This is a genomic window from Microbacterium foliorum (assembly GCF_003367705.1).
GTDB classification, from domain to species: domain Bacteria; phylum Actinomycetota; class Actinomycetes; order Actinomycetales; family Microbacteriaceae; genus Microbacterium; species Microbacterium foliorum.
Map to the genome: position 1 here is coordinate 1,401,934 of NZ_CP031425.1, position 13,196 is coordinate 1,415,129.

Below are 13,196 nucleotides of genomic sequence, written 5' to 3' on the forward strand. Positions count from 1 at the left end.
CGTAGAGTGAGCGCGTGAGCGAGCTCGATGACATCCCCGTCGCCGGCACGGCCGTGCTGCTGCGCCCGGCGACCGGCGGCATCGAAGTTCTGCTGATGCGGCGACCCGATCGCGGATCGTTCGCCGGTGCATGGGTCTTTCCCGGAGGCAAGGTGGAGAGAGACGATCGCCGCGACGCCGAGGACGAGCAGGACGGTGCGCGACGAGCGGCCGTGCGCGAGACGCGGGAGGAGGTCGGCCTCGTCATCGCAGGTCCGGTCGTCCTGTCGCTGTGGCAGCCGCCGGTGCAGGCCCCCGTGCGCATACGCACCTGGTTCTTCCTGGCCAGGGCGCCTGAGGCCGCGCTCGAGCTCTCGGCCGACGAGGTCGTCGACGCGCTGTGGATCAGTCCCGAGGACGCCCTGTCGCGGCATGCGGCGGGGGAGTGGACGCTCGTCCCGCCCACCTGGATGACACTGCACGGTCTCTGCGGGGTGCGCAGCGTCGACGCGGCGCTCGCCGCGGCCGGCACCGCGCGGAGCTTCACCACGAGCGTCCAGGAGACACCGGCGGGCACCGTGTTCGAGTGGGACGGGCTGCGGCTGGAGACCGGATCGCTGCCCTGGAACCTCGTGGTCGGCTAGGTCGCGAGCAGACGGCGCAGGTGCGCGCCGACGGCATTCGTCTCGATGAGGAAGCCGTCGTGTCCGAAGTCGCTGGTCAGCACGACCGCCTCGTCGCCGTCGAGGGTGCGGCGGATGCTGCGCGCGATGCGATGCTGTCCCTCGACCGGGAAGAGGCGGTCGCTGTCGATCCCGAGCACGAGCGTGGTGGCGGTCACGCCTCGCAGCGCCTCCTCGACGCCCCCGCGGTCGCGTCCGACATCGTGGGAGTTCATCGCCTCGACGAGCGTGATGTAGCTGTTCGCGTCGAAACGGCGGGTGAACTTGTTGCCGTGGAAGTCGAGGTACGACTCCACGGCGAAGCGCCCTCCGTGGCCGAGCGGCGACACCCCCGACTGCCAGGAGCGCTGGAAGCGCTGGTTGAGCTCGATCGGGCTGCGGTAGTTCAGAAGCGCCATGCGACGTGCCAGTGCAAGGCCGCGATGCGGGCCGTCGCCGTCGGCCAGGTCGTAGTACTCGCCTGCCTGGAACCGCGGATCCATCCGGATCGTCTCGAGCTGCACGGTGTTGAGTGCGATCTGATCGGCGGTGGTCGCCGGCGGGGAGGAGAGCACCGCGAGCCGCTCGACCCGCTCGGGGTGCGTGACCGCCCATTCCAGAGCGTGCATGCCTCCCATCGATCCGCCGACCACCGCCGCCCACGAGTCGATCCCCAGGGCATCGGCGAGTCGGACCTGTGCGTCGACCTGATCGCGGATGGTCAGATACGGGAAGCGTGACGCCCACTCGTACCCCGACGGCGCGATGCTCGCGGGACCGGTCGATCCCTGGCATCCGCCGAGCATGTTCGGGGCGATCACGAACCAGCGGTCGGTGTCGAGAGGGGCACCGGGACCGGTGACGCTCTCCCACCAGCCCGCGGTGGGGTGACCCGCACCCGCGTCGCCGCGCACGTGGCTGTCTCCGGTGAGGGCGTGCAGCACGAGGATCGCGTTGTCGCGCGCCGCGTTGAGTTCCCCCCAGCTCTCGAAAGCGAGTCGGATGGCGGGGAGCTCTGCTCCGCTCTCGGTCGGGAAGGAGCCGAACGAGGCGAAACGACGACCGCCGACGGGGTCGCCGTCGCGCCAGGCGCCGGTCGCCGGGGGGCGCGCACGCAGCAGGCGCACGTCGGCCTCGCTCACGGGCGCCGAGGGCACCGTGTCTTCAGAGGTCGTCTGCCAGTCCATGTGTCCATTCTCGCCCGGCGCGCGGACGAGGCGACGAACGTTACGGTGTCGGGAGCGTCGTCGCGGGCGCGGGCGCGGTCACGGTCGCGACGGTCACGCGGCGGGGTGTGGAGACGACGGATGCCCCGGACCGAGGCCCGGGGCATCCGTCGTGCGCTCGTCGGATCAGGCGCGTGCAGCCTCCGACACGCGGCGCGCGGCGGCGAGGGCCTCGTCGAGGTCTGCCTTGAGGTCGTCGATGTTCTCGATGCCGACGGACAGACGCACGAGCCCGGGCGTGACGCCCGCCGTGAGCTGCTGCTCGGGGGTGAGCTGGGCGTGCGTGGTCGATGCCGGGTGGATCACCAGTGAGCGCACGTCGCCGATGTTGGCGAGGTGGCTGAAGAGCGACAGGCTGTTCACGAACTCGCGACCGGCCTCCACGCCGCCCTTGAGCTCGAACGACAGCACCGCTCCGACACCCTTGGGGGCGTACTGGTTGGCCTTGGCGTACCAGGGCGAGGAGGGCAGACCCGAGTAGTTCACCGAGGCGACGTCGTCGCGGCCGTCGAGCCACTCGGCGATCTCCTGGGCGTTCTGCACGTGGCGCTCGATGCGCAGCGAGAGCGTCTCGATGCCCTGGATGAGGTTCCAGGCGCTCTGCGGGGCGATCGCCGAGCCGAGGTCGCGGAGAAGCTGCACGCGGGCCTTGATGATGTACGCGAGCGGGTCGCCGACCGCGGCGGTGTAGCTGGCGCCGTGGTACGAGGGATCGGGCTCGGTGAGACCCGGGAATCGTTCGACGTTCTGGGACCACTCGAACGTGCCGCCGTCGATGATGGCGCCGCCGATGGTCGTGCCGTGGCCACCGAGGAACTTGGTCACGGAGTGCACCACGATGTCGGCGCCGTGCTCGAACGGGCGGATGAGGTACGGGGTGGCGATCGTGTTGTCGACGATCAGCGGCACGCCGCCCTCGTGCGCGACGTCGGCGACGGTGCGGATGTCGAGGATGTTGATCTGCGGGTTGCCGATGGTCTCCGCGAAGAACAGCTTGGTGTTCGGGCGGACGGCGCGGCGCCATTCCTCGGGGTCGTCCTGGTTCTCGACGAACGTGACCTCGATGCCCAGCTTCGCGAGCGTGTACTTGAAGAGGTTGTAGGTGCCGCCGTAGATCGAGCTGGACGACACGATGTGGTCGCCCGCCTGAGCGATGTTGAGCACCGCGAACGTCGACGCCGCCTGGCCGCTGGCGAGGACGAGGGCGCCGGTGCCCCCCTCCAGTGCGGCGAGGCGCTGCTCGAGCACGTCCTGCGTGGGGTTCTGGATGCGGGTGTAGATGTTCCCGAACTCGGCCAGGGCGAACAGGTTCGCCGCGTGGTCGGCGCTGTCGAACACGTACGACGTGGTCTGGTAGATCGGCGTGGCCCTGGCCTTGGTCACGGGGTCGGGAGCAGCGCCGGAGTGGATCTGCTTGGTCTCGAAACGCCAGGTCTCGGGTGCGGACATGTGTTCCCCCTGGAACTGTTGGAAATCGGTTCGGCTGATGCCGTTGCTGTGAGCGTACGGAAGATCGTCAGTCGCCGACAGTCGTCGGGACATGCGGCGTAATCAACTCGTCCGGTCCTGCGCGAGCAGCGCGTCCGCCCAGGTGCGGGCGATGCGGAACGGCTCGGCGAAGGTCGCCATCCCCACCGTGACGATGGCCCCCTCGTAGAGCAGCATCATCGCCTGCGCCATCGCGTGAGGATCGCGGATCCCGCCGGACGTGCACAGCTCCTCGAACAGATCGAGCAGCCACACCTTCTGGCGCGACACCTCGGGGAACACGGGGTGGCCGTCGGCGCCGTCGCCGAGCTCGGCACGGGCGTTGATCGCACTGCACCCCTTCGGGCTGTTCTCGTCGGACCATGAGATCGCCGCATCGAAGATCGAGAGGATCCGCGCGGGTCCGGGCTCGGGAACCCGCTCGAGCTGTGCCGCGACATGCGCGCGCCATCGGGCGTCGCGGTGCTGCAGGTACGAGACCACGAGGGCCTCCTTGGACCCGAACCGGTCGTAGAGGGTCTTCTTGGTGACGCCGGCCGCCTCCGCGATCGTGTCGACGCCGACGGCGTGGATGCCCCGCTCGTAGAAGAGCCGCGATGCGGCGTCGAGCACCCGGCGTCCACCGGGGGTCAGCGGGGCGAGGTCCGGGACCGGCTGTGTCATGCCTTGAATATACCAGTCTGTATAGTCGAGAGCATGAGTAGACAGATCGGTATACTTGGTTCGATGGTGACCGTCACGTCATCCGCGGTCTTCGTGGTGACCTGGAGCTCGGGGTTCATCATCCCGGCGTTCGCCACGGTCGATGTCTCGCCGTTGACACTCCTGGTCTGGCGTTTCGTCCCTCTGGCGGCGACGCTCCTCGTGCTCGTGCATCTGACGGGGGCGGGCGAGGGCATTCCCGCCCGCGAGGTGCGCGTGCAGTCCGCGATCGGCGTGTTCGCGCAGTTCGGATACTGTCTCGCCGTCTACGCGGCGGTCGCAGCCGGGGTCGCCACCGGCACCGTCGCGCTGATCGACGCGATCCAGCCCCTCGTCGTGGCGGTGCTCGTCGGTCCGGTGCTGGGCCTGCGAGTGCGGGGAGCCCAATGGATCGGCCTGGGGATCGGTGCTGTCGGGGTGCTTCTGGTCGTGCGCTCGCAGCTCGGCGACACGGGAGCACCACCCTGGGCGTACGCGTTCCCCGCGCTGGCGATGGTCGCCCTGATCATCGGCACGCTGCTGCAGCGCAGGACGACCGTGCGCACCGGAGTGCTCGTCACCCTCACGGTGCACGTGTCGGTGACCGCGGTGCTGCTGCTCGTGCTCGCGGCGGTGACGGGATCGCTCGTCCCGCCGGCATCCTGGCCCTTCCGGATCGCCGTCGCCCTGACCGCCGTGTTCCCGACGCTCGCCGCCTACGGCCTCTACTGGTGGCTGCTGCGACGAATCGGGATCACCGCGCTGCAGGCGCTGCTCTTCCTGATCGCCCCGACGACCTCGCTCGCGGGGAGCGTGCTCCTGGGTGAGCCGATGACCCCGGTCACCGTGGGCGGTTTCGCACTGTGCGCGGCCGGAGTCGCGCTCGTCCTGGTCGGGGATGCCCGCTCGAGACGAGAGGATGCGCGAGCGGAGTGACACGGCGTGCTGGGACGCACCCGGGAATCCGGGCGGAACATCGTACGGTGGAGAGCATGGCGAACAGGCGTGCAGTGGTGACCGGTGCGAGCTCGGGTATCGGACAGGCGACGGTGCGCGCGCTGCGCGCCCGTGGGTGGGGAGTGGTCGGCGTCGCGCGCCGTGAGGACCGCCTGGCGGCGCTCGCCGCGGAGACCGGGGCATCGGCGATCGCATGCGATCTGACGAACCCCGATGCCGTCGCGGCCCTCGTCGACGAGCTCGAGGCCTCGGGGCCCGTGCACGCGCTCGTGCAGGTGGCCGGAGGAGCCAGAGGCACGGATCGCGTGGAGAACGCGTCGACGGACGACTGGCAGTGGATGTACGACGCGAACGTGCTCTCGAGTCAGCGTCTGGTGGCTGGCCTGCTGCCGCTGCTGCGTCGGGCCGCCGCGGCGGACGGTCACGCGGACACGCTCTTCGTCACCTCCACCGCCGCGCAGGTGGCGTACGCCGGAGGCGGCGGGTACAACGCGGCGAAGGCCGCCCAGGCGATGCTCGTGCATGCGCTGCGACTCGAGCTCAACGGCGAGCCGATCCGGGTGGCCGAGGTCGCGCCCGGCATGGTGCACACCGAGGAGTTCACCCTCAATCGTCTCGGCGGAGACGCCGTCGCCGCCGAATCCGTGTACGCCGACGTCGAGGCGCCGCTGCGCGCCGAGGACGTCGCCGACGTCATCGCCTACGCGCTCGACGCGCCGGGGCACGTGAACCTCGATCTCATCACCATGCGGCCCGTGGCGCAGTCCGCGAACCATCTGCTCGCGCGCGGACCGCTGCGCGTGCGTCCCGTCGGCTGAGCGACTGGACTGAGCGATGCCGAGCCGCACTCTCGCTGAACTGGCCGCCGACGGTCTGATCGATCCGGGGTGGGCCGATGCGCTCGCACCCGCTCAGGAGACCATCACGGCCATCGGGCATCGGCTGCGCGAGGAACAGGCCGCGGGTCGTGGCTATCTCCCGGCGGGTGACCAGGTGCTGCGGGCGTTCCAACGGCCCCTCGCCGACGTGCGGGTGCTCATCACCGGCCAGGATCCCTACCCGACCCCCGGGCATCCGATCGGCCTGTCCTTCGCCGTCGATCGCGACGTGCGCCCGCTGCCGCGCAGCCTCGGCAACATCTACCGCGAACTCGAGAGCGATCTGGGCATCCCGCCCGCGCCGCACGGCGACCTCACGGCGTGGAGCGACCAGGGCGTGCTGCTGCTGAACAGGGTGCTCACCGTGCGACCGGGGGAGGCGGGGTCGCATCGTCGGTGGGGATGGGAACAGGTGACCGAGCTCGCGATCCGCGCGCTCGTCGCTCGAGACCGCCCTCTCGTCGCGATCCTGTGGGGAAAGGACGCCGCTCAGCTGCAGCCGATCCTGGGCGACACCCCGGTCATCGCCTCCGCCCACCCGTCACCGCTCTCCGCCCGCCGCGGGTTCTTCGGCTCGCGTCCGTTCTCGCGGGCCAACGACCTGCTCGAGTCCTTCGGAGCGGCCCCCGTGGACTGGCGCATCGACCGGGCGCCGCGCCTAAGCTGATCCCATGCAGTTCGAGCCCGGGGACCGTCGCCGCGTGCTGCCGCGCCATCTGCGCCCCCAGCCGGCTCCCGACGTGTTCTCCTTCTCGATCCGTCCCGCCAGGGCCGGCGACCTCCCGTATGTGCGCGAGATCTACAACCATTTCGTGAGCAACTCGGTGGTCACCCTCGACGAGCGACGCAGCAGCATCCCCTACTGGCGCGAGAAGTTCGCCCTGCTGAGCAAGCTCGGACTGCCGTTCCTGGTGGCGGTGTCGCCGGCCGGCGTCGTGATCGGCTACGCGCTCGCCCAGCCGTGGGCGGGCAAGAACGCCTACCGCTACACGGTCGAGGACTCGATCTACCTGGGGCCCGGTGCCGGGGGCAAGGGTCTCGGCGCCGCTCTGCTGCAGGCTCTCATCGATGCCTGCGAGCATCTCGGCATCCGCGAGATGGTCGCCGTGATCAGCGACACGAAGGCCGAGGCGTCGATCAGGCTCCATGCGAAGCTCGGCTTCGTCGAGGCGGGCCGGATGGGCCGTGTCGGTCACAAGTTCGGCCGAGACCTCGGCACGGTCTACATGCGCCGCGCGCTGCGTCCGAGTCGTCGTCGTCGACTCTTCGGAGCGATCTCGGCGCGGTGACGCCCGCGATCAGTCCCCGGCGACCGGGATGACCGGGATGGCCGCGAGCAGAGTCCTCGTATAGTCCTGCTGCGGGCGCAGGAGGACATCGCCCGTGGTACCGCGTTCGACGATGCTCCCGTCCTTCATCACCACGACGGTGTCGCAGAGGTTCTGCACCACTCCGATGTCGTGCGAGACGAGTACGAGGGTCAGATCTGTGGTGCGCCGCAGCTCGATCAGCAGTTCGAGGATCTGCGCCCGCACGGTGACGTCGAGAGCCGAGAGGGGTTCGTCGCCGACGAGGACTCGGGGTCGATGCACGATCGCCCTGGCCAGGGCGATGCGCTGCCGCTGTCCGCCCGAGAACTCGTGCGGGTAGCGGTCGCCCATCTCCGGCTCGAGACCGACCTGCTCGAGCACCTCGCCGACACGGGCACGGTGGTCGCCGTCGATCCCGAGAGCCCACAGCGGTTCGCGGATGATCTGCGCGGCCGTCATCCGAGGATCGAGCGAGGCGTACGGATCCTGGAACACGAGTCCGGTCTGGCGGCGCAGCCAGTGCAGAGAACGGGCGGATGCCGTGGCATCCACCGTCCTGCCGTCGACCCGCACGGTGCCCGCCGTCGGACGGTCGAGTCCGAGCAGCAGACGCACGAGGGTGGACTTGCCCGATCCGGACTCTCCGATGATGCCGACGGAGGACCCCTCGACGACGTCGAGATCGGTGGCGGCGAGGGCGGTCTGCGTGCGAGCCCGCGCGAAGGTCGAGCGCCGGGGGTCCGCATACTCGCGCTGCAGTCCTCGCGCCTCGATCAGGCTCATCGCGTGCCTCCGTCGGGCCGCCAGAGGGTCGCCGTGGCATCGCGCAGCAGCCCCTTCGTCACGCTCGACGCGGGCGCGCTCAGGAGGGTGCGCACCGGGGCCGTCTCGACGACGTCTCCGTCTTCGAGCACGACTCCGTGCGTGGCGACCTGCGCGAGCACCGCGAGGTCGTGGGTGATGAACACCAGCGACATGCCCTGCTCCTCGGTGAGACCCAGCAGCAGGGCGAGGATCTCTGCCTGGATGGTGACGTCGAGAGCCGTGGTCGGCTCGTCGGCGATGAGCAGGTGCGGGCGGCAGGCGAGTGCCATCGCGATCGCCACGCGCTGTCGTTGGCCGCCCGAGAGCTGATGCGGGTAGCGGTCGACGATCCCCTCGGGATCGGGCAGACGCACCCGCGCCGCCTCCTGGATCGCACGATCACGGGCATCGCGGCGGCCGATGCCCTCGTGGATGCGTATCGACTCGGCGATCTGCCTGCCCACCGTGCGGATCGGGTTCAGCGCCGTGCGGGGCTCCTGGAACACGATGCCGATCTCGTCACCGCGCAGTCGCGCGAGTTCCCGATCGGGCATGCCGATCAGCTCGGTGCCGTTCCAGCGGATGCTGCCACTCGCCGCCGCGCCGTCGGGGAGCAGGCCGAGCACGGCGAGCGCGGTGAGCGACTTGCCCGACCCGGACTCTCCGATGAGACCGAGACGGGCGCCGTCCGGCACCTCGAACGAGATGCCGTCGACGACGGGGCGACCGTCGATGCGGATGACCAGGTCCTCCACGATGAGACTCATGCGACCACCGCCGGGGTGTGGATCTCGGCCGCGCGGTGACGCAGCGTCGGGTCGGTCGCCTCGCGCAGGGCGTCCCCGAGCAGGTTGAGGGCGAGCACGGTGATGGTGATGGCGAGGCCCGGCCAGATGACCGAGAGCGGGTGCACGCCGATGTAGCGCTGCAGATCGGACAGAAGAAGACCCCAGCTCGGGTCGGTGACCGCAGCGCCGAATCCCAGGTACGACAACCCGGCCTCGGCGAGCACGGCGACCGCCATCGACCATGAGAGCTGCACGATGAACACCGGGGCGACGTTGGGCAGCAGGTGCCGGAGCAGGCTCTGTGCCGGCGTCAGACCGGAGGCCCGGGCGGCGAGGACGAAGTCGCTCTGCTGCACACGGCGGAGCTCGGGGCGGGTCACGCGGGCGATGTTCACGCCGAATCCGATGCCGACCGCCCAGATCACGACCCACAGCGACCCGCCCCACACCGACGAGATCATCATCGCGATCAGCAGGACGGGGAACGCGATGAGGATGTCGACGAGCACCGCGACCGTCTCGCGGAGCCACCGGGCGGTCAGCGCGCCGAGAGCGGCGAGTGCGATGCCGACGAGGGTCGCGATGATCCCGGCGCCGACGCTCACGAAGACCGTCGTGCGGGCTCCCGCCATGAGCAGGCTCAGGATGTCACGGCCGGTGTCGTCGGTGCCCAGCAGATGCGGCCAGCTCGGCACCGACCAGCGCGCGCCGATGTCGGACGTCTGCGGGTCGAACGGCGTCCACAGCAGTGAGACGAGCGCGGTGAGAGCGACGAGCGCGATGACGATCAGTCCGAACCGCCCTGTGGCGGTGCGCAGCAGCCGTGGCAGCCAGCCGGGCATCAGGCCTCCCTCTGTCGCGGGTCGATCGCCCGATGCGCCAGATCGACGACGAACCCGACGACCAGCACGAATCCGGTGAGCACGAGAAGCTCGCTCTGCACCTTGACGAGGTCGCGGGTGCCGACGTCGGCCACGAGCATCCGCCCGATCCCCGGCAGGGTGAACAGCTGCTCGATCACCACCGAGCCGACGATGATCCCGGCGATCTGCAGCCCGAGGACCGTGATGATCGACAGGCCGACCGCGGGGATGCCGTGCGAGATCAGGGCGCGGGTGCGCGTGAGTCCTTTGGCGGCGGCGGTGCGGACGAAGTCCTGCCCCGCGGCCTGCAGCGTGGCGCTGCGGACGAAGCGCATCAGCATGGCCCCCTCCACGATGCCGATGGTGAGGGCGGGGAGCAGCAGTGACTCGATCGCCTTGCCCGGGGTGCTCCAGCCGGTGCGCGGGAACCCCTGCGGGGGGAGCCAGCCCAGCCACACCGAGAAGACCACGATCAGCATCATCCCCGCCCACACGACCGGGACGGCGGCGAGGGCCTGTGCGCCCACGCTGAGCGCGGTGCCTCCGCGCGCGTTGCGCCGCAGCGCCGCGAGGATGCCGAACGGCACGGCGATGAGCACGGCGATGAGGAGGGCCATGATGCCGAGCGGCACCGTGACCTGCGACTTCAGCAGCAGCTCCTCGCCGACCGACGCCCCCGAGAGCAGCGATGTGCCCAGATCGCCGCGGAACAGTCCGCCGATCCACTCGGCGTACTGCACGGGGAGCGGGCGGTCGAGGCCGAGCGATTCACGGAGCGCCTGGACCTCCGCGGGCGAGGCCTGGGTGCCGGCGATGAGCTGTGCGACGTCACCGGGCAGCACACGCAGCGTCAGGAAGATCACGGCACTCGACACGAGGAGCCCTGCGATGAGCAGGGCTCCTCGGACGAGCGCGTAGCGGATCACGGGGTGTGCGTCGTCACTTCTCGGCGGCCACGGTCACGCCGGCCAGGTTGATGCGGGAGTTGATCGAGTCCTTCGGGAAGCCGGTGACCTGCGGGCTCACGGCCGTGATGGTCGCGCCGTTGTACAGCCAGTCGGCCGCATGGTCCTCCGAGACGATGCGGGCCGCCTTCGCCAGGAGGTCTGCGGACGCGTCGGGATCGACCTCGGCGAGCGCCTCGGCATAGAGACTCTGCACCTCGGCGTTGTCATAGCCGAAGTAGTAGTCGGGGTTCGCGAAGTTCCCGAAGTCGCGCGGCTCGACGTGCAGCACGAAGCTGAGGTCGAAGTCGCGGTTGGTGTAGACGTCCTCGAGCCACGTCGGGAACTCCACGGAGTCGACGTCGAGGGTCACGCCGACCTTCTGGAAGTCGGAGATCAGGACCTTCGGCACGGTGGTGCCGTAGAAGCTCGGGATCGTGAGGGTGAGTTCCAGGTCTTCCTGTCCTGCCTCCGCCAGCAGCTCCTTTGCCTTCTCCGGGTCATAGGACACGACGTCGGAGAGGTCTTCATAGCCGGGGTCGAGCTCGGGGATCGGACCATAGAGCGTGGATCCCGCGCCGACGGCCGCGACGAGAGCGTCGTGGTCGATCGCGAGACGGAGCGCCTCGCGCACCCTGACGTCGTCGAGGGGGGCCTTCGCGTTGTTGAACGCCAGCGTCGCCTTGTCGGTGGTGCGGCCGGTGGTCAGGGTGAAGTCGCCGGAGTCCTCCAGCTGCGGGGCGAGGTTCGGATCCACCGCGGTGAGCACCTGCACGCCACCGTCGAGGGCGGTGTTCACGCCGGCGGTGAAGTCGGGGATGTACTGGAACTCGACCTCGGCGACACCGGCCGGCTCACCCCAGTACGCCTCGTTGCGGGCGAACGTGATGGCGCTGCCCTTGCTCCACCGGGTCAGCGTGAAAGGTCCGGTGCCGTTCTCGGCGGTCTTGAGATCGGTGGTGTCACCGGTCTGGAAGACGAGCCCGGCGGGCCCGGTGAGGGAGAAGAGGAAGTTCTGGTTCGGCGCGCTGAGCACGATCTGCACAGTGGTCGGGTCGGGCGCGGTGATCGAGGCGACCGAGGCGAACTCGGCGTTGCCCTGCAGGGTGGCGTCGGTGCGCACGGCCTCGTACGAGGCCACCACGTCGGCCGAGGTGAGGGCGGCGCCGCTGTGGAAGGCGATGCCGTCGTTGAGCGTGAACGTATAGGTCAGGCCGTCCTCCGACACCTCGTAGTCCGACGCGAGGCGTGGTTCGATCTCATTGTCCTGCGACCGGCTGACGAGGCCCTCGTAGATGTTGTCGATCAGGATCTGCTCGAGCGCCGCCCCGCTGGTGTGGCGGATGTCGAGGTTCGTCGGTTCCAGCACGAGCCCCACCTGCAGGGTCGCGTCAGGGTCGGGCTCGCCGATGGGGGCGGTGGGCTCGGGTTCGGTGCCCCCGCCCGCGCAGGCGGAGAGGACGATGGCGCTCGCCGCGATCGCGGAGATCAGCGCGAGTCGTCGCGTTCGTCGGAACATGGGGTGTTTCCTCTCGGTGCGGCATGTGCTGTGTGCCGATGGATCGAGCCTAGGGATGTGTCGGGCGGGTGTGGGCCGATGTGGAACGGGAGGTCACAAATCGGCGGAGGGGAGGGTGGCGGTGATCAGCGCCGCGAGCTCCGACGGGGCGGTCTCCTGCGCGTTGTGCGTCGCCGCGATGGTGATGACTCGTGCGTGCGGAAGCCGACGAGAGAAGTCGTCGGCATCGGACGCGCTCACGAAGCCGTCGGAGGCCCGCACGAGTGTGAGCGGGGCGCTCGTCCGCGTGAGGTCGTCCCAGCCGGCGTCGCTGAGCACCGAGGGGGCGGACTCGTCTCCCGGGGCGTGAGCTGCCAGCGCCTGAGCGGCCAGATGGGCGAAATGGTGCTTCCATTCGACTCTGCCGTCGTCGCGGACGCGGGTGTTGAACAGCACGCCGCGTTCCGTGTCGGGCCGGGAGCCGCCGAATCCGAACGCGATGGCCCGGTCGACGAGTTCGTCGCGGCTCGCGAAGTCGGTGGGGCCCGCATAGAACTCCCGCAGGGCGGCGGGTCCCGCGGAGGTGTCGATGCCGGGTGTGATGTCGACGACGATCAGCGCGGATACGAGCTCGGGGCGTGCGGCGCCGAGGGAGGCTCCGGTGAGCCCGCCGAGCGACTGCCCGACGATCAGCTGCGGGCGGTCGGTCCACGCGTCGAGGGCCGCGGCGACGTCGACGGCGAGGGTGCGCGGTGTGTAGTCGAGGTCGTCTCGCCAGGAGGAGTCGCCGTGACCCGCGAGGTCGATCGCCAGGACCGGTCGCTGCAGGGAGAGCACCGTCGTGTCCCAGGTGTGCGCGTTGAGGCCGGCCCCGTGCAGCAGCGTGATCTCGGGCGAGCCTGCTCCGTATCGGAGGGCGCTGACCTGCCGGCCGCCGGGGAGGGGCAGCGTCAGTCGCTCCACGGGGGGAGCGGCGACGCCGAGAGCCTGCGCCTGCGCGGGAAGATAGCTGAACTCGCTGATGTCGATCGCCACCTGCATATTCTGCTCTGTCCTCCGGGGTCGTGAGAAATGGGAGAGCGATATGACAGGTGATTACTGTATTTTACCTATCATTA

At 69.8% G+C, this 13,196-nt stretch carries 14 protein-coding genes; 5 read left to right on the forward strand and 9 right to left on the reverse strand.

What is annotated here, in order from left to right; genetic code table 11:
* Window positions 1-14: 14 nt before the first annotated feature.
* Complete coding sequence (locus DXT68_RS06355; RefSeq protein WP_045255423.1) at window positions 15-623, forward strand: NUDIX hydrolase; 609 nt, start codon at window positions 15-17, stop codon at window positions 621-623.
* On the opposite strand, the gene metX is transcribed toward DXT68_RS06355, so the two are convergent.
* The 3 genes from metX to DXT68_RS06370 form a co-directional block, all read right to left on the reverse strand.
* Window positions 620-1,828, reverse strand: a complete 1,209-nt coding sequence (gene metX / locus DXT68_RS06360) for a homoserine O-acetyltransferase MetX (RefSeq protein ID WP_045255422.1) — start codon at window positions 1,826-1,828, stop codon at window positions 620-622. The genes DXT68_RS06355 and metX overlap by 4 nt on opposite strands.
* Window positions 1,829-1,993: 165 nt before the next feature.
* Window positions 1,994-3,316 (reverse strand): bifunctional o-acetylhomoserine/o-acetylserine sulfhydrylase, encoded by a 1,323-nt coding sequence (locus DXT68_RS06365; protein WP_045255680.1) that lies wholly within the window; start codon window positions 3,314-3,316, stop codon window positions 1,994-1,996.
* Between the two features lie 102 nt (window positions 3,317-3,418).
* Window positions 3,419-4,018 carry a TetR/AcrR family transcriptional regulator gene (locus tag DXT68_RS06370; RefSeq protein ID WP_045255421.1) on the reverse strand — a complete coding sequence of 200 codons (600 nt, stop codon included), beginning with the start codon at window positions 4,016-4,018 and terminating at the stop codon, window positions 3,419-3,421.
* A gap of 63 nt (window positions 4,019-4,081) precedes the next feature.
* Between DXT68_RS06370 and DXT68_RS06375 the strand changes: the two genes are divergently transcribed.
* Genes DXT68_RS06375 through DXT68_RS06390 form a run of 4 tightly spaced genes read left to right on the forward strand, consistent with a single transcriptional unit; the run spans window position 4,082 to window position 7,160 of the window.
* Window positions 4,082-4,972 (forward strand): DMT family transporter, encoded by an 891-nt coding sequence (locus DXT68_RS06375; RefSeq protein WP_244918558.1) that lies wholly within the window; start codon window positions 4,082-4,084, stop codon window positions 4,970-4,972.
* A 56-nt stretch (window positions 4,973-5,028) separates the two neighbouring features.
* Entirely contained in the window at window positions 5,029-5,811 is a 783-nt protein-coding gene (locus tag DXT68_RS06380; protein WP_045255420.1) for an SDR family oxidoreductase, read from the forward strand.
* Between the two features lie 16 nt (window positions 5,812-5,827).
* Window positions 5,828-6,538, forward strand: a complete 711-nt coding sequence (locus tag DXT68_RS06385) for a uracil-DNA glycosylase (protein ID WP_045255419.1) — start codon at window positions 5,828-5,830, stop codon at window positions 6,536-6,538.
* 4 nt (window positions 6,539-6,542) lie between these two features.
* Window positions 6,543-7,160: a GNAT family N-acetyltransferase gene (locus DXT68_RS06390; protein ID WP_045255418.1), complete on the forward strand. Its 618-nt coding sequence runs from the start codon at window positions 6,543-6,545 to the stop codon at window positions 7,158-7,160.
* 9 nt (window positions 7,161-7,169) lie between these two features.
* Here the strand turns inward: DXT68_RS06390 and DXT68_RS06395 are convergent, their stop codons facing one another.
* The 6 genes from DXT68_RS06395 to DXT68_RS06420 form a co-directional block, all read right to left on the reverse strand.
* A complete protein-coding gene (locus DXT68_RS06395) occupies window positions 7,170-7,964 on the reverse strand; it encodes an ABC transporter ATP-binding protein (RefSeq protein ID WP_082069050.1) in 795 nt (264 codons plus the stop codon).
* Complete coding sequence (locus DXT68_RS06400; RefSeq protein WP_045255417.1) at window positions 7,961-8,752, reverse strand: ATP-binding cassette domain-containing protein; 792 nt, start codon at window positions 8,750-8,752, stop codon at window positions 7,961-7,963. The genes DXT68_RS06395 and DXT68_RS06400 overlap by 4 nt, the downstream gene beginning before the upstream one ends.
* Complete coding sequence (locus DXT68_RS06405; protein WP_045255416.1) at window positions 8,749-9,615, reverse strand: ABC transporter permease; 867 nt, start codon at window positions 9,613-9,615, stop codon at window positions 8,749-8,751. The genes DXT68_RS06400 and DXT68_RS06405 overlap by 4 nt, the downstream gene beginning before the upstream one ends.
* A complete protein-coding gene (locus DXT68_RS06410) occupies window positions 9,615-10,562 on the reverse strand; it encodes an ABC transporter permease (protein WP_045255415.1) in 948 nt (315 codons plus the stop codon). The genes DXT68_RS06405 and DXT68_RS06410 overlap by 1 nt, the downstream gene beginning before the upstream one ends.
* A gap of 13 nt (window positions 10,563-10,575) precedes the next feature.
* Window positions 10,576-12,099, reverse strand: a complete 1,524-nt coding sequence (locus DXT68_RS06415; protein ID WP_045255414.1) for an ABC transporter substrate-binding protein — start codon at window positions 12,097-12,099, stop codon at window positions 10,576-10,578.
* Window positions 12,100-12,192: 93 nt separating this feature from the next.
* Complete coding sequence (locus DXT68_RS06420; RefSeq protein ID WP_045255413.1) at window positions 12,193-13,119, reverse strand: alpha/beta fold hydrolase; 927 nt, start codon at window positions 13,117-13,119, stop codon at window positions 12,193-12,195.
* Between the last annotated feature and the right edge of the window lie 77 nt (window positions 13,120-13,196).